The organism is Mesorhizobium sp. YR577, from assembly GCF_900116595.1.
Lineage (GTDB): Bacteria > Pseudomonadota > Alphaproteobacteria > Rhizobiales > Rhizobiaceae > Mesorhizobium_M.
Genome location: NZ_FPBI01000001.1, coordinates 462,416 through 487,948, shown reverse-complemented (window position 1 = coordinate 487,948; position 25,533 = coordinate 462,416). Strand labels below are relative to the sequence as shown.

General features: G+C 63.1%; 31 protein-coding genes. 15 read left to right on the top strand and 16 right to left on the bottom strand.

From position 1 onward, the window contains the following. The first annotated feature begins 101 nt into the window (after positions 1–101). Entirely contained in the window at positions 102–869 is a 768-nt protein-coding gene (gene gloB, locus BM413_RS02490; RefSeq protein ID WP_091909918.1) for a hydroxyacylglutathione hydrolase, read from the top strand. 2 nt (positions 870–871) lie between these two features. Then, positions 872–1,315 carry a cupin domain-containing protein gene (locus BM413_RS02485; protein ID WP_091909913.1) on the top strand — a complete coding sequence of 148 codons (444 nt, stop codon included), beginning with the start codon at positions 872–874 and terminating at the stop codon, positions 1,313–1,315. Here BM413_RS02485 and BM413_RS02480 read toward each other — a convergent pair. Genes BM413_RS02480 through BM413_RS02470 form a run of 3 tightly spaced genes read right to left on the bottom strand, consistent with a single transcriptional unit; the run spans position 1,287 to position 3,655 of the window. Continuing rightward, on the bottom strand, positions 1,287–1,961 hold the full coding sequence (locus tag BM413_RS02480) for a lysoplasmalogenase (RefSeq protein ID WP_091909910.1): 675 nt from the start codon (positions 1,959–1,961) through the stop codon (positions 1,287–1,289). The genes BM413_RS02485 and BM413_RS02480 overlap by 29 nt on opposite strands. Continuing rightward, positions 1,958–2,845, bottom strand: coding sequence for an aromatic amino acid exporter YddG (locus BM413_RS02475; RefSeq protein ID WP_091909908.1), 888 nt, complete (start codon positions 2,843–2,845; stop codon positions 1,958–1,960). The genes BM413_RS02480 and BM413_RS02475 overlap by 4 nt, the downstream gene beginning before the upstream one ends. A 27-nt stretch (positions 2,846–2,872) precedes the next feature. Beyond that, positions 2,873–3,655 (bottom strand): DUF3108 domain-containing protein, encoded by a 783-nt coding sequence (locus tag BM413_RS02470; RefSeq protein ID WP_091909904.1) that lies wholly within the window; start codon positions 3,653–3,655, stop codon positions 2,873–2,875. A 224-nt stretch (positions 3,656–3,879) separates the two neighbouring features. Here BM413_RS02470 and BM413_RS02465 point away from each other — a divergent pair, with 224 nt between their 5' ends. From BM413_RS02465 to BM413_RS02445, 5 genes are all read left to right on the top strand, one after another. Beyond that, positions 3,880–4,467, top strand: coding sequence for a biotin transporter BioY (locus tag BM413_RS02465; RefSeq protein ID WP_091909901.1), 588 nt, complete (start codon positions 3,880–3,882; stop codon positions 4,465–4,467). 9 nt (positions 4,468–4,476) lie between these two features. Beyond that, complete coding sequence (locus BM413_RS02460) at positions 4,477–4,920, top strand: DUF1284 domain-containing protein (protein ID WP_091909898.1); 444 nt, start codon at positions 4,477–4,479, stop codon at positions 4,918–4,920. Positions 4,921–5,046: 126 nt separating this feature from the next. Further along, positions 5,047–5,340, top strand: coding sequence for a 50S ribosomal protein L28 (gene rpmB, locus BM413_RS02455; protein WP_091909895.1), 294 nt, complete (start codon positions 5,047–5,049; stop codon positions 5,338–5,340). Positions 5,341–5,424: 84 nt separating this feature from the next. Continuing rightward, the gene (locus tag BM413_RS02450) at positions 5,425–6,105 is read left to right on the top strand and encodes a queuosine precursor transporter (protein WP_091909893.1); all 681 of its coding nucleotides are present in this window, start codon (positions 5,425–5,427) and stop codon (positions 6,103–6,105) included. Further along, on the top strand, positions 6,106–6,777 hold the full coding sequence (locus BM413_RS02445) for a spermidine synthase (protein WP_091909890.1): 672 nt from the start codon (positions 6,106–6,108) through the stop codon (positions 6,775–6,777). Positions 6,778–6,785: 8 nt separating this feature from the next. Here the strand turns inward: BM413_RS02445 and BM413_RS02440 are convergent, their stop codons facing one another. After that, the gene (locus BM413_RS02440; RefSeq protein ID WP_091910321.1) at positions 6,786–7,214 is read right to left on the bottom strand and encodes an Lrp/AsnC family transcriptional regulator; all 429 of its coding nucleotides are present in this window, start codon (positions 7,212–7,214) and stop codon (positions 6,786–6,788) included. Positions 7,215–7,320: 106 nt separating this feature from the next. Between BM413_RS02440 and BM413_RS02435 the strand changes: the two genes are divergently transcribed. After that, positions 7,321–8,436: a saccharopine dehydrogenase family protein gene (locus BM413_RS02435; RefSeq protein ID WP_139238544.1), complete on the top strand. Its 1,116-nt coding sequence runs from the start codon at positions 7,321–7,323 to the stop codon at positions 8,434–8,436. A 150-nt stretch (positions 8,437–8,586) separates the two neighbouring features. On the opposite strand, the gene BM413_RS02430 is transcribed toward BM413_RS02435, so the two are convergent. The 5 genes from BM413_RS02430 to BM413_RS02410 form a co-directional block, all read right to left on the bottom strand. Beyond that, positions 8,587–9,717 carry an esterase-like activity of phytase family protein gene (locus tag BM413_RS02430; protein ID WP_091909884.1) on the bottom strand — a complete coding sequence of 377 codons (1,131 nt, stop codon included), beginning with the start codon at positions 9,715–9,717 and terminating at the stop codon, positions 8,587–8,589. Between the two features lie 95 nt (positions 9,718–9,812). Continuing rightward, positions 9,813–11,714, bottom strand: a complete 1,902-nt coding sequence (gene cobT, locus BM413_RS02425; RefSeq protein ID WP_091909881.1) for a cobaltochelatase subunit CobT — start codon at positions 11,712–11,714, stop codon at positions 9,813–9,815. A 6-nt stretch (positions 11,715–11,720) separates the two neighbouring features. Next, a complete protein-coding gene (locus tag BM413_RS02420; protein ID WP_091909877.1) occupies positions 11,721–12,173 on the bottom strand; it encodes a hypothetical protein in 453 nt (150 codons plus the stop codon). Positions 12,174–12,186: 13 nt separating this feature from the next. Beyond that, positions 12,187–13,173, bottom strand: a complete 987-nt coding sequence (gene cobS / locus BM413_RS02415; protein WP_091910318.1) for a cobaltochelatase subunit CobS — start codon at positions 13,171–13,173, stop codon at positions 12,187–12,189. A 117-nt stretch (positions 13,174–13,290) separates the two neighbouring features. After that, positions 13,291–13,902 (bottom strand): J domain-containing protein, encoded by a 612-nt coding sequence (locus BM413_RS02410; RefSeq protein ID WP_091909874.1) that lies wholly within the window; start codon positions 13,900–13,902, stop codon positions 13,291–13,293. Between the two features lie 143 nt (positions 13,903–14,045). Between BM413_RS02410 and BM413_RS02405 the strand changes: the two genes are divergently transcribed. After that, positions 14,046–14,348, top strand: coding sequence for a BolA family protein (locus BM413_RS02405; protein ID WP_091909871.1), 303 nt, complete (start codon positions 14,046–14,048; stop codon positions 14,346–14,348). Positions 14,349–14,357: 9 nt separating this feature from the next. Here BM413_RS02405 and BM413_RS02400 read toward each other — a convergent pair whose 3' ends face one another. The 5 genes from BM413_RS02400 to BM413_RS02380 are packed head-to-tail and all read right to left on the bottom strand — an operon-like array spanning position 14,358 to position 17,755. Then, entirely contained in the window at positions 14,358–14,756 is a 399-nt protein-coding gene (locus BM413_RS02400; RefSeq protein WP_091909868.1) for a type II toxin-antitoxin system VapC family toxin, read from the bottom strand. Further along, on the bottom strand, positions 14,753–15,037 hold the full coding sequence (locus BM413_RS02395; RefSeq protein WP_244537730.1) for a type II toxin-antitoxin system Phd/YefM family antitoxin: 285 nt from the start codon (positions 15,035–15,037) through the stop codon (positions 14,753–14,755). Before BM413_RS02395 ends, BM413_RS02400 begins: the two co-directional genes overlap by 4 nt. Before the next feature lie 50 nt (positions 15,038–15,087). Then, positions 15,088–16,008, bottom strand: a complete 921-nt coding sequence (locus tag BM413_RS02390) for an HlyC/CorC family transporter (RefSeq protein WP_091909865.1) — start codon at positions 16,006–16,008, stop codon at positions 15,088–15,090. Beyond that, a complete protein-coding gene (aroB, locus tag BM413_RS02385; RefSeq protein WP_091909862.1) occupies positions 16,005–17,135 on the bottom strand; it encodes a 3-dehydroquinate synthase in 1,131 nt (376 codons plus the stop codon). The genes BM413_RS02390 and aroB overlap by 4 nt, the downstream gene beginning before the upstream one ends. After that, the gene (locus BM413_RS02380; protein WP_244537718.1) at positions 17,132–17,755 is read right to left on the bottom strand and encodes a shikimate kinase; all 624 of its coding nucleotides are present in this window, start codon (positions 17,753–17,755) and stop codon (positions 17,132–17,134) included. The genes aroB and BM413_RS02380 overlap by 4 nt, the downstream gene beginning before the upstream one ends. 95 nt (positions 17,756–17,850) lie before the next feature. Here BM413_RS02380 and BM413_RS02375 point away from each other — a divergent pair, with 95 nt between their 5' ends. From BM413_RS02375 to BM413_RS02355, 5 genes are all read left to right on the top strand, one after another. Next, positions 17,851–18,000, top strand: a complete 150-nt coding sequence (locus BM413_RS02375) for a histidine kinase (RefSeq protein ID WP_091909859.1) — start codon at positions 17,851–17,853, stop codon at positions 17,998–18,000. A gap of 5 nt (positions 18,001–18,005) precedes the next feature. After that, positions 18,006–18,929 (top strand): site-specific tyrosine recombinase XerD, encoded by a 924-nt coding sequence (locus tag BM413_RS02370; protein ID WP_091909856.1) that lies wholly within the window; start codon positions 18,006–18,008, stop codon positions 18,927–18,929. 89 nt (positions 18,930–19,018) lie between these two features. Then, positions 19,019–19,969 carry an acetyl-CoA carboxylase carboxyltransferase subunit alpha gene (locus BM413_RS02365; RefSeq protein WP_091909853.1) on the top strand — a complete coding sequence of 317 codons (951 nt, stop codon included), beginning with the start codon at positions 19,019–19,021 and terminating at the stop codon, positions 19,967–19,969. Between the two features lie 211 nt (positions 19,970–20,180). Further along, the gene (locus BM413_RS02360) at positions 20,181–21,482 is read left to right on the top strand and encodes a L,D-transpeptidase family protein (protein ID WP_091910309.1); all 1,302 of its coding nucleotides are present in this window, start codon (positions 20,181–20,183) and stop codon (positions 21,480–21,482) included. Between the two features lie 6 nt (positions 21,483–21,488). Further along, a complete protein-coding gene (locus tag BM413_RS02355; protein ID WP_091909850.1) occupies positions 21,489–21,722 on the top strand; it encodes a sulfurtransferase TusA family protein in 234 nt (77 codons plus the stop codon). Between the two features lie 138 nt (positions 21,723–21,860). Here BM413_RS02355 and BM413_RS02350 read toward each other — a convergent pair whose 3' ends face one another. Both BM413_RS02350 and BM413_RS02345 read right to left on the bottom strand, forming a co-directional pair. Further along, positions 21,861–22,973, bottom strand: coding sequence for a CobW family GTP-binding protein (locus BM413_RS02350; RefSeq protein ID WP_091909847.1), 1,113 nt, complete (start codon positions 22,971–22,973; stop codon positions 21,861–21,863). Positions 22,974–22,987: 14 nt separating this feature from the next. Next, a complete protein-coding gene (locus BM413_RS02345; RefSeq protein ID WP_091909844.1) occupies positions 22,988–24,133 on the bottom strand; it encodes a D-alanyl-D-alanine carboxypeptidase family protein in 1,146 nt (381 codons plus the stop codon). Positions 24,134–24,346: 213 nt separating this feature from the next. Here BM413_RS02345 and BM413_RS02340 point away from each other — a divergent pair, with 213 nt between their 5' ends. Beyond that, positions 24,347–25,510: a M20 aminoacylase family protein gene (locus BM413_RS02340; RefSeq protein ID WP_091909840.1), complete on the top strand. Its 1,164-nt coding sequence runs from the start codon at positions 24,347–24,349 to the stop codon at positions 25,508–25,510. Positions 25,511–25,533 lie beyond the last annotated feature (23 nt).

The window sequence follows — 25,533 nt, the reverse complement described above, 5'->3', positions numbered from 1 at the left end:
CGACGGTAGCGGCCTTGCCGCACAAGCACAACAAAGGCATTTGCGGGGTGACAGCGGCAAGGCCGCGCCCTATCGTCGCCGCGAAAACAAGGAGACTGCCGATGACGCTGAGGATCGAACAATTCATGTGCCGGAGCGACAATTTCGGCGTTCTCGTGCATGACGGCGAAACCGGGCAGACCGCGCTCATCGACGCGCCGGAACAGGCGCCTATCCTCGCCGCGGTGCGCCGCACCGGCTGGACGCCGAACGTGATCCTGACCACGCATCACCATGCCGACCATGTCGAGGCCAATCTGGCGCTGAAGGAGCGATTCGGCCTGCGCATCATCGGGCCGGAGGCGGAAGCGGCAAAAATCCCCGGCATCGACGAGACTGTGGAAGACGGCTCGGTTTTCAGCTTCGGCAGCCAGCAGGTCCATGTCATCGAAACGCCGGGGCATACGGCCGGCCATGTCTGCTATTATTTTCCGGACGCCAAGGTGGTGTTCACCGCCGATACGCTGTTTGCGCTGGGCTGTGGGCGGCTGTTCGAGAAGCCGGCGGCGGCCATGTTCGAATCGCTGAAGAAGCTCGCCGCACTGCCGCCGGAAACCAAGGTCTATTGCGGCCACGAATACACGCTGGCCAATGCCCGCTTCGCGCTGTCGGTCGACCCGACCAATTCGGCCTTGAAGGAACGTGCGGCCAGGATCGAAAAGCTGCGTGCCGACGACAAGCCGACGCTGCCGACGACGATCGGCGAGGAACTGGCGACCAATCCCTTCCTGCGCTGGCACGACCCGGCGATCCGCAAGAATCTTGGGCTGGAAAAGGCTTCCGACGTCGAGGTCTTCGCCGAGATCCGCAAGCGCAAGGACGTGTTCTGACGATGGATGCCGCGTCGATCATCGAGACGCTGGGCATGAAGCGTCACCCGGAAGGCGGCTGGTATGCCGAGACCTTTCGCGACGCGACGGCGAGCAATCCGCGCGGCCATTCGACGGCGATCTATTTCCTGCTTGAAAAGGGTGATGTTTCGGCCTGGCACCGGGTCCGGGACGCCGTCGAGGTCTGGCACTATCACGCCGGCGCGGCCTTGACGCTGCGCATGCATCAGGAAGGCGCTAGCGTGAGCGAGCATCGCCTCGGGCCGGATCTTGCGGCAGGCGAGCGTCCGCAGCATGTCGTGCCCGCCGGCTGGTGGCAAACGGCGCAAAGCCTTGGCGACTGGACGCTGGTCGGCTGCACCGTAGCGCCGGGATTTGAGTTCGCGCAGTTCGAGCTGGCGGAGAAGGGCTGGGAGCCTACCGCCCCAGCAGAAACCCGAGCGTAATCAGCGCCTGCCCTGCATAATAAAGCACCCAGACGACATAGCGCATCCAGACGCCGCGCGGAGAGCCGGCGGGCAGCAGGAACTTTTCCGTGGCCAGCAGCGCGTCGGAGGCCATGAACAGCACGGCACCCGCAATCGCCCAGGAATAATCCAGCGTCAGCGACGTGACGCCCATGGCGAGGATCGCCAGGACATAGACCGCGATCGGCAGCCGCAGGCCGGCATCGACGCGCGGCCATAGCGTCTTGAGCATGCCGAAGGCGAAGACGCCCATGGCCAGAGCGCCGGCGATGCGCAAGGGCGACGACAGAAACGCTGCAATCGTGCTGCCGGAAACGACGAACAGGACGATGTAGAGCAGATGCCCGGCAAGAAAGGCGCAGAGCCCGCCGAGAAACGCCTTGTCGCCATCGCGCGACAGAAAGGCGTCGCCGACAGCACTCAGCGCCAGCGCGCCGACGAGCAGGAACGGCCCGCCCTGCTGGAAAGCGAGCAAGGCCAGCAGAGCGACCGCCGCAGTTTTCACGCCGGTGCGCCGGATCGCCGGCGGCGCGTCGAGCATCATGCAATAGACCAGCGCCGACATTGCCGAGAAGAACAGCGTGCCGTTGGCTGTCGCTTCGATACCGCCGGGAAAGGGCATCATGCCTGCGCCCTCGCCGCTTGAGACTTGCCGAACAGCAGCGACTTGGCCGCCAGCACCGCGCCACCGGTGATCAACACACAGGCAGCGATGATATTGAGCGACGGCTGCGCGAAACCGGCGACAATCAGCACCAATGTGGAAAGTAGCGGGGCGGCATAGCTCGCCGCACCCAGCACCTGGATGTTGCCGCGCTTGACGCCGTGATCCCAGGCATAGAAGGCAGCCCCCACCGGCATCAGCCCGAGACCGACGACCGCCAGCCACTGGCCGGTGGTGGCGGGTAGCACGGTTTCCTCAAGTGCCAGATGGCAGAGGAAGGAAAGGATCGCGGTGGCGGCGCAGAACCATGTGACGATGCTGGTCGGCACCGCCGGAAAACGCCGCGACAGCAGCGAATAACCCGACCACAGGAACGCGCAGACGGCGGCCATGGCATAGCCGAAGGCATAGCGGCTGTCGAAATCCAGCGCGCCGCCCTTGGTGACGATAAGAACCGTGCCGGCAAGGCCGAGCAGAGCGCCGGCAATATGGTTCCAGCGCAGCTTCTCGCCCGGCATCAGCGCCGAGCCGAGCACGATCAGCAATGGCCAGAGATAGGCGATCAGGCTCGCCTCGACCGCCGGCGCGTTGCGCAGGGCAGTGAAATAGAAGAAGTGGTAGCCGAACAGGCCGGCAATGCCGATGACCCAGACCTGCGGCGGGATTTTGACCGGCTGGGCGGGCGGTGTCATGAACAGGCGGGCAACGAGGCCGACAGCCGTGCCTATGGAAAAGGTCATCGCCGACAGCAGGAAGGGCGGCACTTGTCCCGAAGCGTCGGTGAGAAGTGCCAGCAGCGCCCACATGGCAACTGCCGAAAAGCCGATGAGTGTTGCGCGCCCCATTTGTCCCCCGCAAGGGGTCGTCACCCCTTAATCGACTGCTTCGAACTTCTTCGCGCGGATGGTGATCGTGCCGATCTGCGTGCCAACCGTGGCGTAGACGGGTGCATATATCCCGGTTGTGCCGACCGGTGCAAACATCACCGTGATCTTGCTGCTGTTCCTGAGATAGGCGATCGACTTGTGGTCTTTCTTGTAGCCGGCGACGGGCACGAAACGGGCGCTGCAGGTGACGGCGTCGCCACTGTAGCCCGGCAAGGTCACCGGATCTGTCGACACGTAGTCGAGCACCAGATTGACGCGCATTTCACCATCGAACATCTTCACCGTGCGGCGGCACACATCCTTGATGCGATCGGCGCGCACCAGGGTCGCCGAGATCGGGTCGGTAACGTCGCGAAGATCGCCGGGACCGACGGGAACCCACTCGTCGCCGCGCTTCTTGAGCGGTGGGATGTTGACCGTCTTGGCGACGTTGCCGCCGGCAAAGCTGATCTGGGTCTTCTGTTTCTTGCGGCCTGACGTGTAGTCCGTGACATAGGCGGCGGGCCGGGGGTCGTTGCCGGAGAAGCGGCCCGAGGACGAGATGCTACCCTTGGTGCTGTCGAATATCTGGGCAAGACCGGCGCTCGCCACGGTGCCGCGCACGGAAAACTTGTCGCCCTGAAAACTGCTGTCGAAGCTGGAACGCGCTATGGTGAAGCCGAGCAGGGAGACCGTGTATTCGCTGCGGAAAGCTTGCGCGGCGGCATCGCCGATCGACAGGCCAGCAAGCGCGAGAACGATCGGAATTGCGTAAAAAATGCCTGCCATCAATGGCGCCCTTGCCCTTTCGGATCGGATTCGATGCGACGTCCCCAAAAATATCTTCAACCCTGAAAATCCGGCGATTGTGTGAACCGCCCGACCGAGGAAGCCCTGCGGAGCACCAGATTTGGTACCGGCCCATGTTGCACGGCACCATAGGCTTGTGGAATAGCTGCCGCGCCAAAAGAAGCCGCCGGCGCCACAGGGCAGCCAGAACCGGAGAAACATTCATGACCAATCCCTCTTCCACCGCGACCGTTCAGGGCGCTTTCGTGCCGCTGCGGCTGACCGATCGCCCGCTCGCTCTGCAGGCCGCCGCAGTGCTTCTGGGCACCCTGTTCCTTGCCGCATCGTCGTGGATAGAAGTGCCGATGTTTCCGGTGCCGATGACCATGCAGACCTTTGCGGTGACGCTCATCGGCGCGCTCTATGGCTGGCGTCTCGGCGCAATCACCGTGATCGCATGGCTTGGCGAGGGTGCGCTCGGTCTGCCGGTGCTGGCCGGCGGTGGCGGCGGCCTCGTTCACTTCGCTGGTCCGACGGCAGGCTACCTCTTCGCCTTCCCGATCGCCGCAGCCCTTGTCGGCTTCCTGGCAGAGCGCGGCTGGACCAACGGCAACCTCGTCACCAGCGTGATTGCCATGCTCATCGGCAATGCGCTGATCCTCGCCATCGGCGGAGCAGTTCTGGCAGCCATGATCGGCGTCAGCGATGCCATCACCTACGGCGTGACGCCCTTCATCATCGGCGCGATCGTCAAGTCGGCGCTCGCCACCGCAAGCGTCGAGGCAACGCGCCGCGCCAAGCAGAAAGCCTGAGCCACGGCCATGACTGTCCGTATTCGCGCGCACCATCTCCTTTGCATGCTGACCTACGCCGGCAAGGGCTATAGCGCGGCATTTACGGCCAATTACAATGGGATCGTCGAAAGGCTCGGCAAGGGCGAGGACATGCTCCTCGTCGCCGGGCCTGACGACATCTGCCAGCCGTTGCTGGGCGACGATGACGCGCATTGCCGGCGCGAAAGCGTGATCGAGCGCGACGGGCGCGCCGCCGCAGCTGTCGAAGCGCTTACCGGCAGTGCGGTTCGCCCCGGAGAGGTTTTTATCCTCGACGCCAGCCGGCTGTCGCAGATGCGCTCGGCTTTTCAGGCCGGAACGGTGCGGCAGGCCTGTGGCGGCTGCGAATGGTTCGACCTGTGCACAGGAATAGCCGGCAAAGGCTACGCGAACACGCGTCTTGCGCTCGATCCGCGGGCGCACCACTCTTGACGCCTCGGCCAAATGCCACTATGGAACGCCAACTTTTCCATGCGGCCGCTTGATAAGACTGCGCCCATCCGCTTTTTGGTGCGTCGCGATCATATGGCCCGTTCTAGAATCGAAGGTAAGTAAAAAATGTCCCGCGCTTGTGAACTGACCGGCAAGGCCGTTATGTCCGGCAACAATGTGAGCCACGCCAACAACAAGACCCGGCGCAAGTTCCTGCCGAATCTCGTCAAGGTGACGCTGATCTCGGAAGCCCTGAGCCAGAACGTGCGCCTGCGCATTTCGGCCAACGCGCTTCGTTCGGTCGAACATCGCGGCGGTCTCGACGCTTTCCTCGCCAAGGCTGACGTTGCCGAGCTGTCGCAGCGCGCGCGTCTCCTGAAGAAGCAGATCGCCAAGAAGACGGCTGAAGTAGCCGCCTGAATCCGGAATTAGGCGGGGGACAACCGCCTTCCCGTGAGCATGGCTCGCCATGCTCTAACTGGTTCCATCACCCAGGCTAAAAAAATGAATTTTTCATATCGTTATTTGCCCTTCGTGGCCGCCATGGCGCTTGTCGTCGTGGCATCGAACATCCTCGTGCAGTTCCCGATGCAGGGACAGCTCGGATCGTTGGCGCTGGCCGACATCCTGACATGGGGGGCGTTCACCTATCCCTTCGCTTTCCTCGTCACCGACCTGGCAAACCGCCGCTACGGCCCGAAAATGGCACGTCGCGTGGTCTTTGTCGGCTTCATGATTGCGGTGGCCTGCTCGATCGTCGTGCCGCCGCTGCTGTTCCAGTACGGCCTGATCGAGTTCGAGACCGCCTCTGACCGGCTGGTGCGGATCGCCATGGCTTCGGGTGCCGCCTTCCTCTGCGCGCAGCTGCTCGACGTGACCGTGTTCAACTGGCTGCGCCGCCAGAGCTGGTGGCGCGCGCCGATCCTCGGCACGCTGGTCGGCTCCGTGTTCGACACGGTGATTTTCTTCTCCATTGCCTTCTCGGCTGCCTTCGCCTTCGCCGGCCCGAGCGACGCCTTCGCGCTTGAGCCTGCACCGCTGCTTGGCGTGCTGCCGGTCGAGACCGCGCGCTGGATTTCCTGGGCGCTGGGCGACCTGACCGTCAAGCTCCTCATCGCCGTCTTCGCGCTGATCCCCTACCGGCTGATCGCCATGCGCTGGAGCCAGCAGGCTGTGGCGGCCTAGTTGATTCCCTGGGTCCAGCTCGATTCCGCGACGACCCCGGGCGGCGGCGAGCTTCGCCTTAAAAGGCGCGGCGCCGAATTCTCGATCATGCTCGGCACCAACGAGCTGATGAACAGCCGCCTCAGTGGCTCCGAGGAAGCGCTGGCAAAACTGTCCTGCCAGAAGATCGGCCCCCGCAAATCCCCGCATATCCTGATCGGCGGCCTGGGCATGGGCTTTACCCTGCGTGCCGCACTCGCCGAACTTGGCAGCGACGCGAAAGTCACCGTCGCAGAGCTTGTCCCGTCGGTCGTGACATGGGCGCGCGGCCCGATGGCCGAGGTGTTCGGCGATTGCCTCGACGATCCCCGCGTGATCATCCGGGAAACAGATGTCGGCCTGCTGATAGCTGGCGAAAAAGCCGCCTACGACGCCATCCTGCTCGACGTGGACAACGGCCCGGAAGGGCTGACGCGCCAGGCCAACGACGCCCTCTACGACCTCGCCGGCCTGCAGAAGGCGCGCACGGCCCTGCGGCCCGGCGGCGTGCTGGCCGTATGGTCGTCAGGACCGGACCGCGCCTTTACGAAACGGCTCAAGCAGGCCGGCTTCTTGTCAGAAGAAGTGAACGTCCGCGCCACCGGCAAGCGCGGCGCACGCCATGTCATCTGGCTCGCTGTCAAGCCGGGCTGATCTCTGCTCTATCGATCGATCCGCGTTGACAGAATGATCGACGACAACGTGCGCTCGACGCCGTCCAGTGCGCCGATATGGTCGATGAGCAGGTCGAGATCGCGCACGGAAGGCGCTTCGACGACGATGATCATGTCGAAATTGCCGCTGACCGAATGCAACGTGCGCACCTCCGGAATGCGGCGGAGCTCGGCGCCGACGGCCACCGAAAGCTTTGGCGGAACTGTCACCAGAATATGCGCACGCACGAGGTTCCTCTCGTAGTCCGCCGCCAGCCTGACGCCGTAACCCTCGATGATGCCCTGCTTCTCCAGCCGCTCGATGCGGCTTTGCACGGTCGTGCGCGACACGCCGAGCTTTCGCGCCAGCTCGGCGGTCGAGGCGCGGGCGTTCTCGCGCAGCAGCGCAATCAGGGCACGATCAGCGTCTGTCGTCATTATGATATATTCCTTCGGCGAATTGTAAAATTCTACCGCTATTTCGCCCAAAGCGGAACTGCCTTTCGACACTGCCCGGCGTTATGATTCTGCCATTGAAAGCATTTTGAGGGGCACCACCATGAAAGAGATCGTAGTTGTCGGCGCAGGCAAGATCGGCGCGACCATTGCAAGCATGCTGGCGGAAACCGGCGACTATGCCGTCACCGTCGTAGACCGCGCGCAGGCGCAGCTCGATGCGCTGGACCTCGGCCATGGCATCACTGCACGGCAGATCGATATCGGCCAGGACGGTGCGCTTGAGGCCGTTCTGTCGGGCAAATTCGCGGTGCTGAGCGCCGCCCCCTTCCACCTGACCACCAAGATCGCCGAGGCAGCCGCCAAGACGGGCGTGCATTATCTCGACCTGACCGAGGATGTCGCCAGCACCCGCCGCGTCAAGGAACTCGCCGCCACGGCCACCAGCGCCTTCATTCCGCAATGCGGGCTGGCCCCGGGCTTCATCTCCATCGTCGCCAACGATCTGGCGCAACGCTTCGACACGCTGGAAAGCGTGCGCATGCGCGTCGGCGCGCTGCCGCAATACCCGTCCAACGCGTTGAACTACAACCTGACCTGGAGCACCGACGGCGTCATCAACGAATATTGCGAGCCCTGCGAGGCGATCGTCGAGGGCGAGCTGGTCGACGTGCCGCCGCTGGAGGAACGCGAGGAGTTCTCGCTCGACGGCATCACCTACGAGGCCTTCAACACCTCGGGCGGGCTCGGCACGCTGTGCGAGACCTATGCCGGCAAGGTGCGCACGCTCAACTACCGCACCATCCGCTATCCCGGCCACGCCGCGATCATGAAGGCGCTGCTCAACGATCTCGGCCTGCGCCATCGCCGCGAGGTGCTGAAGGACATTCTGGAAAACGCCCTGCCGGCGACGATGCAGGACGTGGTGGTGATCTTCGTCACCGTCAGCGGCCGCAAGCATGGCCGCCTGCTGCAGGAAAGCTACGCCAACAAGATCTACAGCCGCGGCAACGGCGATGCCGCCCGCAGCGCCATCCAGATCACCACGGCCTCAGGCATCTGCGCCGTGCTCGACATGCTGGCTTCCGGTGTGCTGCCGCAGAAGGGCTTCATCCGGCAGGAAGACATCGCGCTGGATGCGTTTCTGGCCAATCGCTTCGGGCATAATTATGCGCAGGCCGGCGCGGCGCACATGGCGGCTTGAGATGAAGTCTTCCTTCTCCCCGTCACTATACGGGGAGAAGGTCCCGGCAGGGGGATGAGGGTCGGAGCCAATGTTTGAAGGCTTGCGCTGCCCCTCACCCAACCGCTTCGCGGCCACCCTCTCCCCGTAAACGGGGAGAGGGAAGAACCCTCAATCTTCCCTTAGAATAAATTCCAGATAGAGATTCCGCTGCAGGATCGAGTGGTTGTCGTCGGAAAACATCGACACCATCACCGCACCGTCAGCGCGCCGCCAGACATCCATCGCTTCCATATTGTCGATCTGGTAGCTCATGTCGGTTTCGAGAAGGATCGGGCCGTCGACGACATTGCCCTTGGCGATCGTTGCCGCGTCGATGCGACGGAGACGCATCCGCACCCCGCGCGCCATGGAATAGCTGCGCTCCAGCAGAAGCAGGTCGCCATCGGGCAGGAACGCCCCGTCGGTGATGTCGAAATCGCCGCTGCGCTGGACGGTGAAGACACCCTTGCGCGGGCCTGAAAGCACGGCGGCAAAGATATTGCCCTGCTTGTCCAGGCTCTTTTCCGAAACGACGACCAGTGCGCCCTTGAGCGGGCTATCCTCGGGCGCGTAAGTGACTGTCTCGAAGCCGCGATTCTGGCGCAGCTCCTGCGCCGGCACGAGGAAATCGAGCTGGCCGAACGCCGCGCGCATATCGTTCGGGTTTATGTGGAACTGGGCGACGCGGTGGTTGCGTTCGAAACCGACGGTCGCGACGTCGTCCTTGACGGCAAGGCCCTCGGCATCGACCTGCCATTTTTCGTCGGCCGGATTTCCGGCCTCGTCGACCATCTGCACCATGCGGAAATCGGAAATGCCGGTGGGGCGCTGGTCGGCATCACGTGTCACCGTGCCGAAGAACCAGAAGCCGGTGTCGGCGACACCGATGAAATCGCTGCCCGGCTTGCGGAAACGCATGGCCGACAGCGCACCAAAATTGCGCGACCGCGAGGTCATCTCCAGCCCGCCAACGAACTCCAGCGGGCCGAACTGCTTTTCGTCGCGGCCGATGTGGAAGCGGGTGATGGGGCGGGATTTGACTTCGACCTGCTCGACGGGTGCGGGTTCGGCTTGGGCGGTAAGCGATCCAGCAAAGGAGAAGGCCAGGGCCACCGCACAAAACAGCGAACGCGCAAGTGCCGAGACCGTCTCGAAGGAGGTTGCGCGATCACGGCAGCTCCCCCTCTCCGTCTCGGCTTCGCCGAGCCACCTCTCCCCGCAAGCGGGGCGAGGAACCTTGATCCTGCAAGGCCAAGACATTTCAGGACTTGGGTTCCTCGCCCCCGCAAAGCGGGGGAGAGGGGGCGCGCGTAGCGCGACGGAGAGGGGGTCTGCTATGTCCAGCTCAACCGACCTCATCCCGCCCGCCGGCGGCCGCCGCTGCGGCGGGTGTCCCGGACGGTCTCCTCGCCGAACAGCGAGGCAAGCTGCTCGGTCATGGCGCCGGCAAGCTCCTCGGCATCGACGATGGTGACGGCGCGGCGATAATAGCGCGTGACGTCGTGGCCAATGCCGATGGCCAAAAGCTCGACCGGAGAACGGGTTTCGATGAGATCGATGACCGCGCGCAGGTGCCGCTCGAGATAATTGCCTGGATTGACCGACAGCGTCGAATCGTCGACCGGCGCGCCATCGGAGATCATCATCAGGATCTTGCGCTGCTCAGGCCGGGCGATCAGGCGCTGATGCGCCCACAGCAGCGCTTCGCCGTCGATGTTTTCCTTCAGCAGCCCTTCGCGCATCATCAGGCCGAGATTGCGCCTTGCGCGACGCCACGGCATGTCGGCGCTCTTGTAGATGATGTGGCGCAGGTCGTTGAGGCGGCCGGGATTGGCCGGCTTGCCGTCCTTCAGCCATTTTTCGCGCGCCTGCCCGCCCTTCCAGGCGCGGGTGGTGAAGCCGAGGATTTCGACCGAGACGCCGCAGCGCTCCAGGGTGCGCGCCAGAATGTCGGCGCAGGTCGCAGCCACCGTGATCGGACGGCCGCGCATCGAGCCGGAATTGTCGAGCACCAGCGTGACGACGGTGTCGCGGAACTTGGTGTCGCGCTCCTGCTTGAAGGACAGCGGCTGCATAGGGTCGATGACGACGCGCACCAGCCGGGCCGGATCGAGATAACCCTCTTCCAGATCGAAATCCCAAGAGCGGTTCTGCTGCGCCATCAGGCGGCGCTGCAGCCGGTTGGCCAGACGCCCGACGACGCCCTGGAGATTAGCGAGCTGCTTGTCGAGGAAGGCGCGGAGCCGGTCGAGCTCTTCTTCCTCGCACAGTTCTTCGGCCCCCACCGTCTCGTCGAAGGTGGTGGTGAAAACCTTATAGTCGATATCGCGCGGCAGGTTGGCGAAAGGATCGTCCTTGCGGCGCGCCTCGCCCGGCGTCTCGGCGTCGGCATCGTCGTCATCGGCCATGTCGTCCGATGTGGCGTCGGACGCCTCCATCTCGCCGGACTGGTCTTCCTCGGCGGAGGCTTCCGAATCCTCGGGCTGCGAGTCATCGGCGCCGGTGTCGTCCTCGCCGCCTTCCTCGCTCTTTTCGCCGCCCTGCGGCTGGTCTTCGTCGTTGTTCTCGGTGTCCTCGCTCTGCTCCTCATCGCCGAGTTCCTCGGCCATGTTCATGGAGGCGAGCATGTCGCGCACGACACGGGCAAAGGCCTGCTGGTCATCGAGTTTTCCGACCAGGCCCTGAAGATCGGCGCCGGCCTTTTCCTCGACCCAGTTGCGCCACAGCGAAACGAGTTTTTCACCGCTCTTCGGTGCGGGCCGTCCGGTCAGCTTCTCGCGCACCATCAGCGCCAGAGCTTCCTCGAGCGGGGCGTCGGCCTGGTCGCGCACGTCGGCGAGATTGGCCTTGGCGTATTTGTCTTCCAGCATCGAGCCGATATTGTCGGCAACGCCGGCCATGGCGCGGGAGCCGATCGCCTCGACGCGGGCCTGCTCGACGGCGTCATAGACGGCGCGGGCCTGTTTGCCTTCGGGCGCCAGCTTGGTGTGGATGCGCGTATCGTGGCAGGCGCGCTTGAGCGCCATGGAATCGCCGAGCCCTCGCGTGACTGCGATGTCGGTCTTCGAGGCCTTCTTCGGCAGTTCCGGCAGGCGCGCCCGGTTGCCGGCAAGTGCGGGCTTGTCCTTGGCGAAGGCGACTTCCATCTCGTTGTCGCCGGAAATCGCGCGCATGCAGACGGTCACGGCACGCTTGAAAGCGTCCGCCTCACCGCCCGTCCTGGGCTTGCCGCGTGTGTTGTCGCCGGGTCCAGCCATCGAGTCCTACTTTGCGTTTTCCGGTTCGCGGGACGAGAGAGAGTTTTGAAGAACCTGGACGATCTCGTCCACTGTTATCGTGAAGAAACCGCCGCGGCCCGTCTCGAATGCCTCTCGCCAGATTCGGTAACCCTCGTCGAAACCATCGGGTATCTGCGCGGTGCCTTGTAATTCCAGAACGCTCTTTTCCAGCGCATCGGCAGCCACCGGCAGGTGGGGCACCGTCTGGGTCTTCTCGCCCCCGGTCTTCGGATCGATCGGCGCATCCGTGATCGAGATCGAAACGATCTCGGTATCGACTGCATTATCCGGCTTGTCTATCGCGCCAACGATCATGCGCGATGACGGAACCAGCGCGCCGCGATAGGTCCAGACTTGGCCGGGCTTGAATTCCGTCGTTTGCGCCATGCCGATGCTGGTCAAGGCAAATGTCGCCGCCAGGAAGACAGATGCCCGCAACCAGCGCCTCCCCTCACCCCAGCACGACGTTGGCCGAGGATTCCGGCAGCTCTTCGCCAAAGGCGCGCTGATAGAATTCGGCAACGATCGAGCGTTCCAGCTCATCGCACTTGTTGAGGAAGGTCAGGCGGAAAGCCAGGCCGACATTGTTGAAGATCTCGGCATTTTCCGACCATGTGATGACCGTGCGCGGGCTCATGACGGTCGATAGATCGCCATTGATGAAGGCCGAGCGGGTCATGTCGGCGACGCGCACCATCTTGTTGACGATGTCGCGGCCCTTGTCGTTGCGGTAGTGCTTGGACTTGGCCAGCACGATCGCGACTTCATTGTCATGCGGCAGATAATTCAGCGTCGTGACGATCGACCAGCGGTCCATCTGCGCCTGGTTGATCTGCTGGGTGCCGTGATAGAGGCCGGTCGTGTCGCCGAGGCCGACCGTGTTGGCGGTGGCGAACAGGCGGAAGGCCGGGTGCGGGCGGATGACGCGGCTCTGGTCGAGCAGTGTCAGGCGGCCAGACGATTCCAGTACGCGCTGAATGACGAACATCACGTCCGGGCGGCCGGCGTCATATTCGTCGAAGCAGAGCGCGACATTGTGCTGATAGGCCCAGGGCAGGATGCCATCGCGGAATTCCGTGACCTGCATGCCTTCCTTGACGACGATCGCATCCTTGCCGACGAGATCGATACGGCTGACATGGCTGTCGAGATTGACGCGCACGCAAGGCCAGTTGAGGCGGGCGGCGACCTGCTCGATATGGGTCGACTTGCCGGTGCCGTGATAGCCAGACACCATGACACGGCGGTTGTAGGCAAAGCCGGCCAGGATCGCCATCGTCGTCTGCTGGTCGAACAGATAGTCGGGATCGATGTCCGGCACATGTTCGGTGGCAGCGGAATAGGCCGGCACGACCATCTTGGAATCGAAGCCGAATTTCTCTTTCACCGACGCCGTCGTGTCGGGCAGGTTTGCGATATCGCGATCGACCTTGTTCATCATATCTCCACGCGCGAAGCCTCGTGCTTCGCCGGCAATCCAATTTTGTTCGGGAGCGGTCTTAGAGCTTTTTCCGGCGGGGCGAAAGCCATTCCGGAAAGGCCTAAGACCTGATGCTCAACACAAGCCTGCCTGCTTGAGCACGCGATAGGCCTGAAGCACATCGCGGAACCGGTCTTCCGAACCCCTGTCTCCACCATTCGCATCGGGATGGTGGCGTTTCACAAGCTCCTTATAGCGCGCCTTGATGTCGGCGCCAGTCGCCTTTGTGGTAAGGCCAAGCGTTTCCAGCGCCTTGGCCTCAAGCGGCTTGGCCTTGCGCTCACGCGGGGCGGCCTTCTCGCCGAACATGCCGAAGGGATCGCGCACATTCTTGTAGTAGCCGGCGCGGCCCGAACGTTGCTGCGCGAAATCGGGCGAGGAGGTGCGCGCACCGCCATTGGTGCCCATGGTCCAGGTCGGGCGATGGCCGGTCATCGCTTCCTTCTGAAAGCGCGCGACCTCGCTGTCCGGCACGCCGGAGAAATAATTGAAGCCCTTGTTGTACTCGCGGACATGATCGAAGCAGAAGCGGAAATACTCGCCTTCCTTCAGGCGGCCGACAGGCGCCCGGTGCGTGCCGGCTTCGTTGCAACCATCCCACTGGCAGATCGGCGCGCGCGCTTTCACCTCGGCCTGCGGGTCGGGGCGCACGCGAATCTTGTCGAAATATTTTGGATAGGGTTTCATCTATTCCCATTTAGGGGATGTTGGGGTCACAGAACAAGAATTGACATTTCAGCAATCATCGCCCTAACCCGCTGAATCGCGGATTAAATGCTAGATCGGCACTTTTATGATGAGTGCGACATATTTGGGTGAAGGAGACGGCAATGTCCATACAGGCAACGATGGAAAACAAGCTGAAACAGGCATATTCGCCGGAGCGGCTTGTCGTCCTCAACGAAAGCCATCTCCACGCCGGCCACCATCACGAGGATTCGGGCCATCATGTGACCTATGACGGCACCGGCGAAACGCATTTTCGCGTCCGCATCGTCTCCGATGTTTTTTCCGGCATGAGCCGCATCGACCGCCACCGCTCGGTCAACGCACTTCTGGCCGACGAGCTGAATGGCGGCGTGCACGCGCTGGCAATCGAACCGGCTGCACCTGGCGAAGCGACGCGCTGGTAGCGCGTCGAACTACCAGATCGTCGCGACATGCGGATACTGCGTGATCTTGCTGTCGGCCGTGACCAGCGGTGCGCCTAGCTTCTGGCTGGTCGCAACAATCCAGCGGTCGGCGGGATCCTTGTGAAAGTCCTCGCCCAGCTGCGTGCTTTTCACGGCGATCTCATTGTCGATCGGCACGAATTTCACCGCCTCGATCTCGCCGACCTTCTTCAACCATTCCGACACGTCGCTCGCGAGACCAATGCGCCGCCGTGAGGCGAGGATGGCGATCTCCCAGGCCGAGGCGGATGAAACGAATATCGTCCCGCCGTCCAGTTCTGCTTCTATTGCATTCTGCGCGGCCGGGCTGAGCTGCCGCGCCTCCCCTGCCAGCCACCAGAGAAGCACGTGCGTATCGATGACGATCACTTGAGGACTTCCCACTCATCCTCATCGACAGCGGGATCGAATGGTCCCTCGTACCAAAGCACCGACCCTTTGAGGGCTTCCAACGGGTCGCTTTTTTTCTGCGGAGAAATCGGCCGAATCTCCAATGTCGGCTTGCCGTGATCGGTAATGATCACAGGTTCGCCGCTGGCCTCGACCTGGCGAAAATACTCAAGCGCCTTCGCCTTGAATTTCGATTTCGAGACATGCTCCGTCATGGTCCGGGCTCCTATCCAGTCAAAGATAGGTTTCAAAATGACCATGGTCAATGACTATGGTCATTTTCGAACATAACATGGCACGAGTTTGAATCTCAGGCTTGACGCGGAACCGCTTCCGTTACCTCGAGCGCCGGCCTGATCCTGATGCGCGTGATGCGGTTCTTGTCGCGCTTCATGACGATGAAGCGCTTGCCGTGAAAGGTGAAGGCCTGTTTCTCTTCCGGGATCGACTGAGTCTCGTGGATAACGAGGCCGGCGATGGTGACCGCCTCGTCGTCGGGCAGTTCCCAGTCGAGCGCGCGATTGAGATCGCGGATCGGGACGGAGCCGTCGACCACGATCGAGCCGTCCGATTCCTGGCGCACGCCCTGCACGTCGACATCGTGCTCGTCGGCGATCTCGCCGACGATTTCCTCGATGATGTCTTCGAGCGTGACCAGCCCTTCCAGCTCGCCATACTCGTCCACGACGAGGGCGAAATGCGCCTTGCGGCGCAGGAAGGCGTTGAGCTGTTCCTGAAGCGTCGTCGTGTCCGGTACGAACCACGGCTTGGAGGCGATTTTCATCACGTCGATCTGTGAAAAATCATTGCCGACATCGTTGAGCGCCCGAAGCAGATCCTTGGCGTGCAGCACGCCGACGATATTGTCGGTGGCGCCGCGCCACAGCGGCATGCGCGTATGCGGGCTTTGCAGGATTTCGCGAACCACAGCCTCGGGCGCATTGTCGGCGTTGACTGAGCGCATGTTCAGCCGATGGACCATGACGTCGGAGACTTCGAGTTCGTGCAGGTCGAGCAGCGCGCCCATGCGGTCGCGATCCTGCTTGACCACGCCGCCGCCACGATGGAGGTCCGCGACAGTGCCGCGCAGCTCGTCATGGGCCGATTGCTGCGGCTCGATCTTTTGCAATTCGAGGCCGAAAGCCGCGAGCAATCGCGTGCGAAACATCAGCGCGAGCGCGATCAGCGCCAGAAGGACGCAGATGACGGCGGCAAGCGCTTCGACTTTCATCCCGGGTGATTCTCCCGCAGGAAGGCCAGAACTTCCGATGCCGGAACGTCCTTGGCAATGAAGGACTGGCCGATGCCGCGCGTCAGGATGAAGGTGAGTGCGCCGCGCGACACTTTCTTGTCCTGGGCGATATAGCCAAGCAGCCGCTCGGCATCGGGAAGCTCGCCGGGAATATCGGCCATGCGCCACGGCAGGCCGACATCGCGCAGATGCGTCTCGACGCGGGCGGCATCGTCCGGGCTGGCAAGGTTCATGCGCGCCGAAAAGCGATAGGCAAGCGCCATGCCGATGGCGACGCCCTCGCCGTGGACGAGCCGCGCGCCGTCATAGCCGGTGGCGGCCTCCAGCGCGTGGCCAAATGTGTGGCCGAGATTGAGCAGCGCCCGGTCGCCGGTCTCGAACTCGTCACGGGCGACGACATCGGCCTTGGCGCGGCAGGATTGTGCAATCGCTTCAGTGCGGGCCGGGCCACCGGAAAACACCTCGCGCCAGTTCTTTTCCAGCCAGGCGAAGAAATCGGGGCGGTCGATGAGGCCGTATTTGGCGACCTCGGCATAGCCGGCACGGAATTCGCGGACGGGCAGGGTGTCGAGCACATCGGTATCGGCCAGCACGACGCGCGGCTGGTGGAAGACGCCGATGAGGTTCTTGCCGTGGGCGCTGTTGATGCCGGTCTTGCCGCCGACGGACGAATCGACCTGCGCCAGCAGCGAGGTCGGCAATTGCACGAAATTCATGCCGCGCCGCACGATGCCGGCGGCGAAGCCGGTGAGATCGCCAATGACCCCGCCGCCGAGCGCCAGAACCGCGTCGCCGCGCTCCAGCCGGGCGGCAAGCACGCCGTCGACCACGTCCTGCAGATGGGCAAAGCTCTTCGTCTTCTCGCCGGCCGGCAGCGTGATTGCCGTAGAGGCGATGCCTGCGCTTTCAAGACTGGCGGTAAGAGCCTCGAGATGAGCAGCAGCGACATTCTCGTCGGTGACGATCGCCGCGCGTATGCCCGGCAGCCGTGTAGCGATTTCAGCACCGGCCCGCGCGATCAGGCCGGAGCCGATCAATATGTCATAGGCCCTGTCGCCGAGCCCGACGCTAACCTTGACCGTGCCGTTCGTGCCGCCGTCATTCATTGTGCATTCTCCGTGGCGGGGTGGCCCTGCCCGCAAAGATAGGACACGAGTTCCTCGATGACCTCGGCGGCGATGATTTCCTTGCGCTCGTCGCGGGTCGGCACGGTGACATCGGCCTTGGCATAGACGGGATAGCGCTCGGCCATCAGCCGCTCCATGACCGCGCGCGGGTCGGGGTTTTGCAGCAGCGGCCGCGTCGGCTTCTTTCCGACCCGCTCCATCAGCGTGTCGATATCGGCCTTGAGCCAGACCGAAACGCCATGGTCGGCTATGATGCCTTGCGTCTGTGCATTCATGAAGGCGCCGCCGCCGGTGGACAGCACCTGCGGGCCGCTTTCCAGCACGCGGTGGATGACGCGCTGCTCAAGAGCGCGGAATTCCGGCTCGCCATAGCGCTCGAACAGCTCGGGGATCGTCATGCGCGAGACGCTTTCGATCTCGTGGTCGCTGTCGGTGAAGGGCAGATGCAGAACGCTCGCCACCCGCCGGCCGATCGCCGTCTTGCCGGCGCCCATCAAACCGACGAACACGATAGAGCGCGAACCGAGCTGCTTCAGCAGTTCGGCCTGTCTCGGAACCGTGTTTTCGGGCGCCTCGCTCATCATGCGGCGTTTCGACATCAAAACCCCTTGCGCGTCAAGGGTTAGGGCCCGCCCTTGAAATGACATGAAGGGCGTCCCATAACGGCACGGCACAGGGAGGGCACGACCAAACAATGCCGACCTTATTCCGGTTTCTGGTGACGCTGGGCATTCTGGCGGGCATTGCCTACGGCGCAATGTTCGCTCTGGTCACCTATGTCGAGCCGAAGAAGGGCGAGATCACCATCCGCATTCCCGCCGACAAGATCAATCCGAAGAAATAGCGGCCATGAGAAGCGGCGCGCGGATAGAGGCTTTTCTGGAGATGATGAGCGCCGAGCGGGGCGCTGCCAACAACACGCTCTCCTCCTACCGCCGCGACCTGGAAGACGCCGCCGAAAACATCGGCGACCTGGCGGGCGCGGCAACTGAAAGCATCCGCGCCTATCTCGGCGACATCGCCGGGCGCGGCTTTGCCCCGACCTCGCAGGCGCGCAAACTTTCGGTGCTGCGGCAATTCTACAAGTTTCTCTATGCCGAGGGGCTGCGCACGGACGACCCCACCGGCACGCTCGACAGCCCGAAGAAAGAGCGGCCGCTGCCCAAGATCATGAGCGAGGCCGAGACCGGCCGCCTGCTCGACCGGGCGGCGACCGAAGCCAATGACGCATCGACGGGCTACAGCGCTCATATCGCGGCAAGGCGCATGCATGCGCTGGTCGAGGTGCTTTATGCGACGGGCCTGCGCGTTTCCGAACTGGTCAGCCTGCCGCTGACGGTGGCGCTGCGCGACGAGCGCTTCTTCATCGTGCGCGGCAAGGGCGACAAGGATCGCATGGTGCCGCTCTCTGCCAAGGCGCGCGAAGCGATGCGCAGTTGGCTCACAGAACGTGAGAAGGTGCCGGCATTTGCCGAGAGCCCGTTCCTGTTTCCCGCCGCTTCCGAAAGCGGCCATCTGCCGCGGCAGGTGTTTGCGCGCGACCTGAAAGGGCTTGCCGCCAGAACCGGAATAACGGCTGCGAAAATCTCGCCGCATGTGCTGCGCCACGCCTTCGCCAGCCATCTCCTGCAGAATGGCGCCGACCTCCGCGCCGTGCAGCAACTGCTCGGCCACGCCGACATATCGACGACACAAATCTACACCCATGTGCTTGAGGAACGGTTGATGCGACTGGTCAATGACCATCATCCGCTTGCCGACAAGACAAGCTGACGCTATGTGGAGGCGAGTTTCGCGGCGCCGAACCTGTCTTTTGAAGGTTCTGGCTGTGTTTTAATTCAGGCGTATTGGTCCGCTCACGCATGTACAATTACCTCGATTTCGAAAAACCGGTGCAGGATCTCGATGGCAAGATCATCGAGCTTAAGAAGCTTGCCGAAAGCGGCGAGGCTGTCGATGTCGCCGACGAGATCGCCCGGCTGGAGAAGCGCTCCAAGGATGCGCTGCGCGACGCCTACAAGGCGCTGACGCCGTGGCAGAAGGTGCAGGTGGCCCGCCATCCCGACCGGCCGCACTGCCTCGATTATGTCGATGCGCTGTTCACCGATTTCACCACACTGGCCGGCGACCGCGCCTTTGGTGAGGACGAGGCCATCATCGGCGGCTTCGCCCGCTTCCGCGGCGAGCCCGTTGCCGTCATCGGACAGGAAAAGGGCTCCGACACCAAGAGCCGGATCAAGCATAATTTTGGCTCGGCGAAGCCAGAAGGCTACCGCAAGGCGGTGCGCATCATGGAGCTTGCCGACCGTTTCTCGATTCCCGTGGTGACACTGGTCGACACCGCCGGCGCCTTTCCCGGCGTCGAAGCGGAAGAGCGCGGCCAGGCCGAGGCCATCGCCCGCTCGACCTCCGCCTGCCTCGGCCTGAAGGTGCCGTCGATCTCGGTGGTCATCGGCGAAGGCGGCTCGGGCGGCGCAATCGCCATTGCCACGGCCAACCGCGTCTTCATGCTCGAACACGCCATCTATTCGGTGATTTCGCCGGAAGGTGCGGCTTCCATCCTGTGGCGCGATACCACGCGTTCCAAGGACGCCGCGACCAACATGAAGATCACCGCGCAGGACCTTCTGGACCTGAAGGTGATCGACGCGATCATTCCCGAACCGCTCGGCGGCGCCCACCGCGCACCGGAAACGGTGATGAAGGCTGCCGGCGACCTGATTGCCAAGACGCTCGCCGATTTCGCCGCCAAACCGACCGATTTCCGCGAACAGCGCCGCGAAAAATACCTCGCCATCGGCCGCAGTCTCTGATCGCTGGGGAATTACGGCAGGGTTCCAAATTTCTGCCACAAAATTGCCGCCACTTTTTCGTGTATCGCGTGTGGTGAGAGTGGGCTGTTAACCCTTGCGGTAATCAATTTTCAAGGTTAACGGGCATATTGTCCGGTTCCTGGAAATGACCGGACGACGGGAGACGATCTTCTCACCGCGACCGATGGAAACGAAGACGATTTTCATGCCGCTGATTGCCAATGTCGCACGTGCCGGATTGCTGATTGCCACGCTGATGGTGGCTGGCTGCAATGAGCAGACAACATTCACCGATCTATCGCCCAAGGCCAACAAACAGTTGTCGCCGAAAGTCGTGGCCGAAATGAAGGCCAAGGGCATGCAGCGCAACGCGCCGATCATGGCGCGCGTCTTCAAGGAAGAAGGCAAGGTCGAGATCTGGAAGCAGAAGACCAACGGCCGCTACGACGTCATCGCGACCTATGACATCTGCAAATGGTCGGGCAAGCTCGGGCCGAAATATATCGAGGGCGACCGCCAGGCCCCCGAGGGCTTCTATACGGTGCGCCCGGCGCAGATGAACCCGAATTCGCAGTACCATCTGGCCTTCAACATCGGCTACCCCAACGCCTATGACCGCGCCAACGGCCGCACCGGCACCAACCTGATGGTGCACGGCGCCTGCTCGTCTTCCGGCTGCTATTCGATGACCGACGAGCAGATCGAGCAGATCTATGCCTTCGGCCGTGACGCCTTCAATGGCGGCCAGACCGAATTCCAGATCCAGGCCTTCCCTTTCCGCATGACCGCCGCCAACATGGCGCGCTACCGCAACGACCCGAACTACGCGTTCTGGAAGATGCTGAAGGAAGGCTACGACAACTTCGAGATTACCAAAGTGCCGCCGAAGGTCGATGTCTGCGAGAAGCGCTACGTCTTCAACCAGGTACCCGAGGGGGGTGCTGCCTTCTCGCCGACCAGCGCCTGCCCGGCTTCAAGCCAGCCCGATTCGCTTAAGATGGCTTACCAGTCCTACCAGTCGAGCTATGACGCAGCTTTCAACAGCGCCGTAGGCAAGAGCGAAAAGATTGCGCCGAAGCCGGCGATTGCCGGCATCAAGGAAGCCAAGCTGGTTCAGGAATGGACCCACAAGCGGGCGCGCGGCGAGCGCGTGCCGATCGAGCCGCCCTCACTGCAGGCCGACGGTTCGATTGTCGAAACCGCCCGCATGGGCCGCATCGATTCGCCCGCCGGCAAACGCATGGCAGCCCTTGAAGCCGCCGAGGCAGAAAAGAAGAAGATAGCCGAAGAGAAACAGCGCGCAGCCGACGAAAAGAAGGCCGCGATCGCTTTGGCCAAGGCGCAGAAGGCAGCTCCCGCGCCCGCCCAGCCTGCTACCGCAGACGCCGGCCAGATCACCATCGTGCCGCCGGAAGCTGCGACGACTGCTGCTGGTGCGCCCGCCGAACAGCCTGGCATTCTCGGCAATGTGCGCAAGCGCCTCGCCGGCATCACCAACATTTTCGGCAGCTGAGGCGCGATGTCGGCTGAAGCGGGCGTCTACGACCTCAAGGGGCTGAACTGCCCCCTGCCCGTCCTGAAAGCGCGCAAGCGCCTGTCCGAGATGGTTCCCGGCAGCCTGCTGTGGCTCGAAACCACCGACCCGCTGGCCGTCATCGACATCCCCGCCTTCTGCGCCGACAACGGCCATCGCCTTGTCGAAACGCAGGCGGAGAGCGGCGGGCATCGGTTTTTGGTGGAGCGCGGGGCTTAGGCGTTTCTAGCGTGCATCTAGTGCGCAAGATGACTGCTTTTAGATTCCGGTCGAAAGTTGGCGCCGCCCCTCATCCCCCTGCCGGGACCTTCTCCCCCGTATAGTGACGGGGAGAAGGGAAAGCGGCACCGTTGAAAACTATCGCATCCCGGCAATCGCCAGCGGATTGTCCTCGAGCGCAGCACGATCCGGCGTATCGATTGCCGGCTTGTTGGTGAAGGCGGCAAACAGGCGGCGCACATAGTCTTCCGGCATGTCGAGCGTGATCAGCACCAGCCGCGTGCCGCGAACAGCGTCCGGCCAGAACGGCAGCCGCGCCGGCGGATGCAGGATCTTCTGCACGCCATGGACGACCAGCGGCCGGCCCGGGTCTTCGGCAATCTCGATGATGCCCTTCAGCCTCAGCAGCTTCTCACCATGGGTGGAGCGCAAGAGGTCGAGGAACATCTCGATGGTCGAAAACGGCACCGGGCCGTCATGGACCAGCGTGAAAGCGCGGACGCGATCGTCATGGCGATGCTCATGATCGTGGTGATGATCGTGACCGCCGGGGTGATGGTGATGCGCGGCATGCGCCGCTTCCTCGCCGAGCCAGCGGCGGACATCGGCGGTCTTCGTCGTTGGATCATAGAGGCCGCATTCGAATAGGGCCGCAACACCCGTCGTCTCATCGGTCACGTCGAGCAGCGGCGCCGACGGATTGATCTGGCGCAGCCGGGCGTGAAGCGAAGCCAGCGCCTCCCGATCGTCCTGAAGGTCGGCCTTGGTGATGACGATACGATCGGCCACCGCCACCTGCTTGACCGCCTCGACATGGGCGTCGAGCGTCGCATTGCCGTTCACCGCATCGACCAGTGTGATGACACCGTCGAGCCGGAACGCCTGCACCAGGGCCGGGTGGCCCATGATCGATTGCAGCACCGGGGCCGGGTCGGCAAGGCCGGTGGTCTCGACGATGACGCGCTTCAGCCTGGCGATCTTGCCGGTCTGGAGCCGGTCGATGAGATCGGCCAGCGTATCGACCAGCTCGCCACGCACCGTGCAGCACAGGCAGCCGTCGGAAAGCTGGATGATGCCGTCAGATGCCTGCTCGACCAGCAGATGATCGATCGCCACGTCGCCGAACTCGTTGATGATGACAGCCGTGTCGGCAAGGCTGGCGTCTTTCAGCAACCGGTTGAGCAGCGTCGTCTTGCCCGCGCCGAGAAAGCCGGTCAGCACCGAGACGGGAATGGGATAAAGCTCGCTCATGGTCAGCGCCTGGCCTATTGGCTGTCGCCCTGGGCCGCCAGCGTGCCGCCGGGAGCCGGACGGTCTGGACGCCAGGTCGGGATCGGAACATCAGCATAGCTTTGGGCAGCGATCGCCGCGAATGCCTTCGGCACCGGGCCGGTGGCACCGCCGAGACCGACCGCGACGAGGCGCGGCTCGTGATCCAGCTTTTCGAGATAAGGCGACTTCGGACCCGTGGCCGCCTGTTCGCCGGCATCCTCGGACGGCGCGGCGGCTGCCGCAGCCGGCTTCTTCGGGCAAATCTGATCGCGGATATCGAGCGGCGCAGCGGTCGGATTGCCATAGACAGGCAGCGTCGCCACGGTTGCGCCGCCGGCATCGGGGGTCGCAAAGCCCTGGTTGAGCAGATTGGCAGCCGTCTCGGCGCGGCTCACCGCCGTTTTCTCGCCCAGCACGACTGCGACCAGCGTATGCCCGTTGCGGGTTGCCGAACCGATCATGTTGAAGCCGGAGGCGCAGACAAAGCCCGTCTTCATGCCATCCGCCCCCGGATAGCGGCCAACCAGCAGATTGAAGCTCTTCAGCACCTTCTTGCCGGCGCTGAGGCCCTCGATGGCGAAATAGGGCGCATATTGCGGATATTCGGTGCGGATCGCCCGCACCAGAATCGCGAGATCATGCGCGGTCGTATAGTTCAGCGGGTCATGCAGGCCATTGGCATTGGTGAAATGGCTGCCGGTCATGCCCAGGCGCGCGGCCTCGGTGTTCATACGGTTGGCAAAGGCCGGGATCGTACCGCCGACATTTTCGCCCACGGCATAGGCGATGTCGTTGGCCGACTTGATCAGCATCATCTTCAGCGCATTGTCGAGCGTCATCACCGAGCCGGGCTTGTAGCCCATCTTGCTCGGCGGCTCGGCGGCGGATTTCTTGGTCACCTTGATGGGTGATTGCAGGGTCAATTCCCCCGCATCGATGGCGCGGAAGGTGACATAGGCGGTCATCAGCTTGGTCAGCGAGGCGGGATGCCAGCGCTGGAACGCATCCTGATGCTGCAGCACCTTGCCGGTGTTCAGATCGAAAAGGATCGACGGATTGGCCCATGCCGGCGCCGCCGCCAGTGCACCGAGCGCCACCAGCCCGGCGAGAAGTCCTTTTGGAAAAAAGCTATGCCGCATGAGAAATCCCGAAATCGCCTCTTGCCGTGGTCGCCCCGTGGTCCGTAAGATTTCGGCCTGGGCCAATAATCGACAGCACGCATTGGCCGTCATCGTCCCGCACCCACGTTCATGCGGTGCTATTTAGCTTATGTGACCTCATGATGGCAAAGCATCTGCGATCACGATTGTGGGTAATGCCGGGAAAACCATGAACAACGAAAGTCTTTCATCATGCCGATTTTGAACCGAGCCGCCGAATTGCAGGACGAAGTCGCCGGCTGGCGCCGCACGCTGCACCAGAACCCCGAGCTCAACTACGACGTGTTCAAGACGGCCGAGTTCGTCAGCGAAAAGCTGAAATCCTTCGGCTGCGACGAGGTCGTGCCCGGCATCGGCAGAACCGGCGTCGTCGGCATCATCCGCGGCAATCTCGGTGCCGGCACGACCGTTGGCCTGCGCGCCGACATGGATGCGCTGCCGATCACCGAGATCACCGGCAAGCCCTATGCCTCGACCGTGCCCGGCAAGATGCACGCCTGCGGCCATGACGGCCACACGGCAATGCTGCTGGGTGCCGCCAAATATCTCGCCGAGACCCGCAATTTTGCCGGTTCCGTCGCAGTCATCTTCCAGCCGGCCGAAGAAGGCGGCGCCGGCGGCCTCGCCATGGTCAATGACGGCATGATGGACCGCTTCGGCATCCAAAAAGTGTTCGGCATGCACAATATTCCCGGCCTGCCGGTTGGCCAGTTTGCCATCCGGCCGGGCCCGATCATGGCGGCGACCGCAGAATTCACCATTACCGTGAAGGGCAAGGGCGGCCATGCGGCAATGCCCCATCTCGCCATCGACCCGGTGGTCATCGGCAGCCAGATCGTCACCGCCTTCCAGACGATTGCCTCGCGCACGGTCAACCCAGTCGATTCGGTCGTCGTGACGGTGACCAAATTTCATGGCGGCGACGCCTACAACGTTATTCCCGAGCAGGTCGAACTCGCCGGCACCGTGCGTACCCTGAAGAAGGAAGTCGCCGCAATCGCCCGCGAGCGCATCGAAACCATCTGTTCAGGCATCGCTGCCGCCTATGGTGCAACGATCAACGTGCACTACGACGCCAACTATCCCGTCACCTTCAATCATCCCGAGGAAACCGTGATCGCCGGCGACGTCGCGGCGGTGATTGCCGGCGGCAACCAGGTCCATCGCGAAATCCAGCCGGTGATGGGCGGCGAGGATTTTTCCTACATGCTGGAAGCCCGCCCCGGCGCCTTCATCTTCATCGGCAATGGCGACACCGCCAATCTCCACCACCCCGCCTACGACTTCAACGACGAGGTCATCCCGCACGGCATGAGCTATTGGGTGCGCCTGGCCGAGACCACGCTGGCGGCATAGGCGCCTGGAAATGCCGGCCCAAC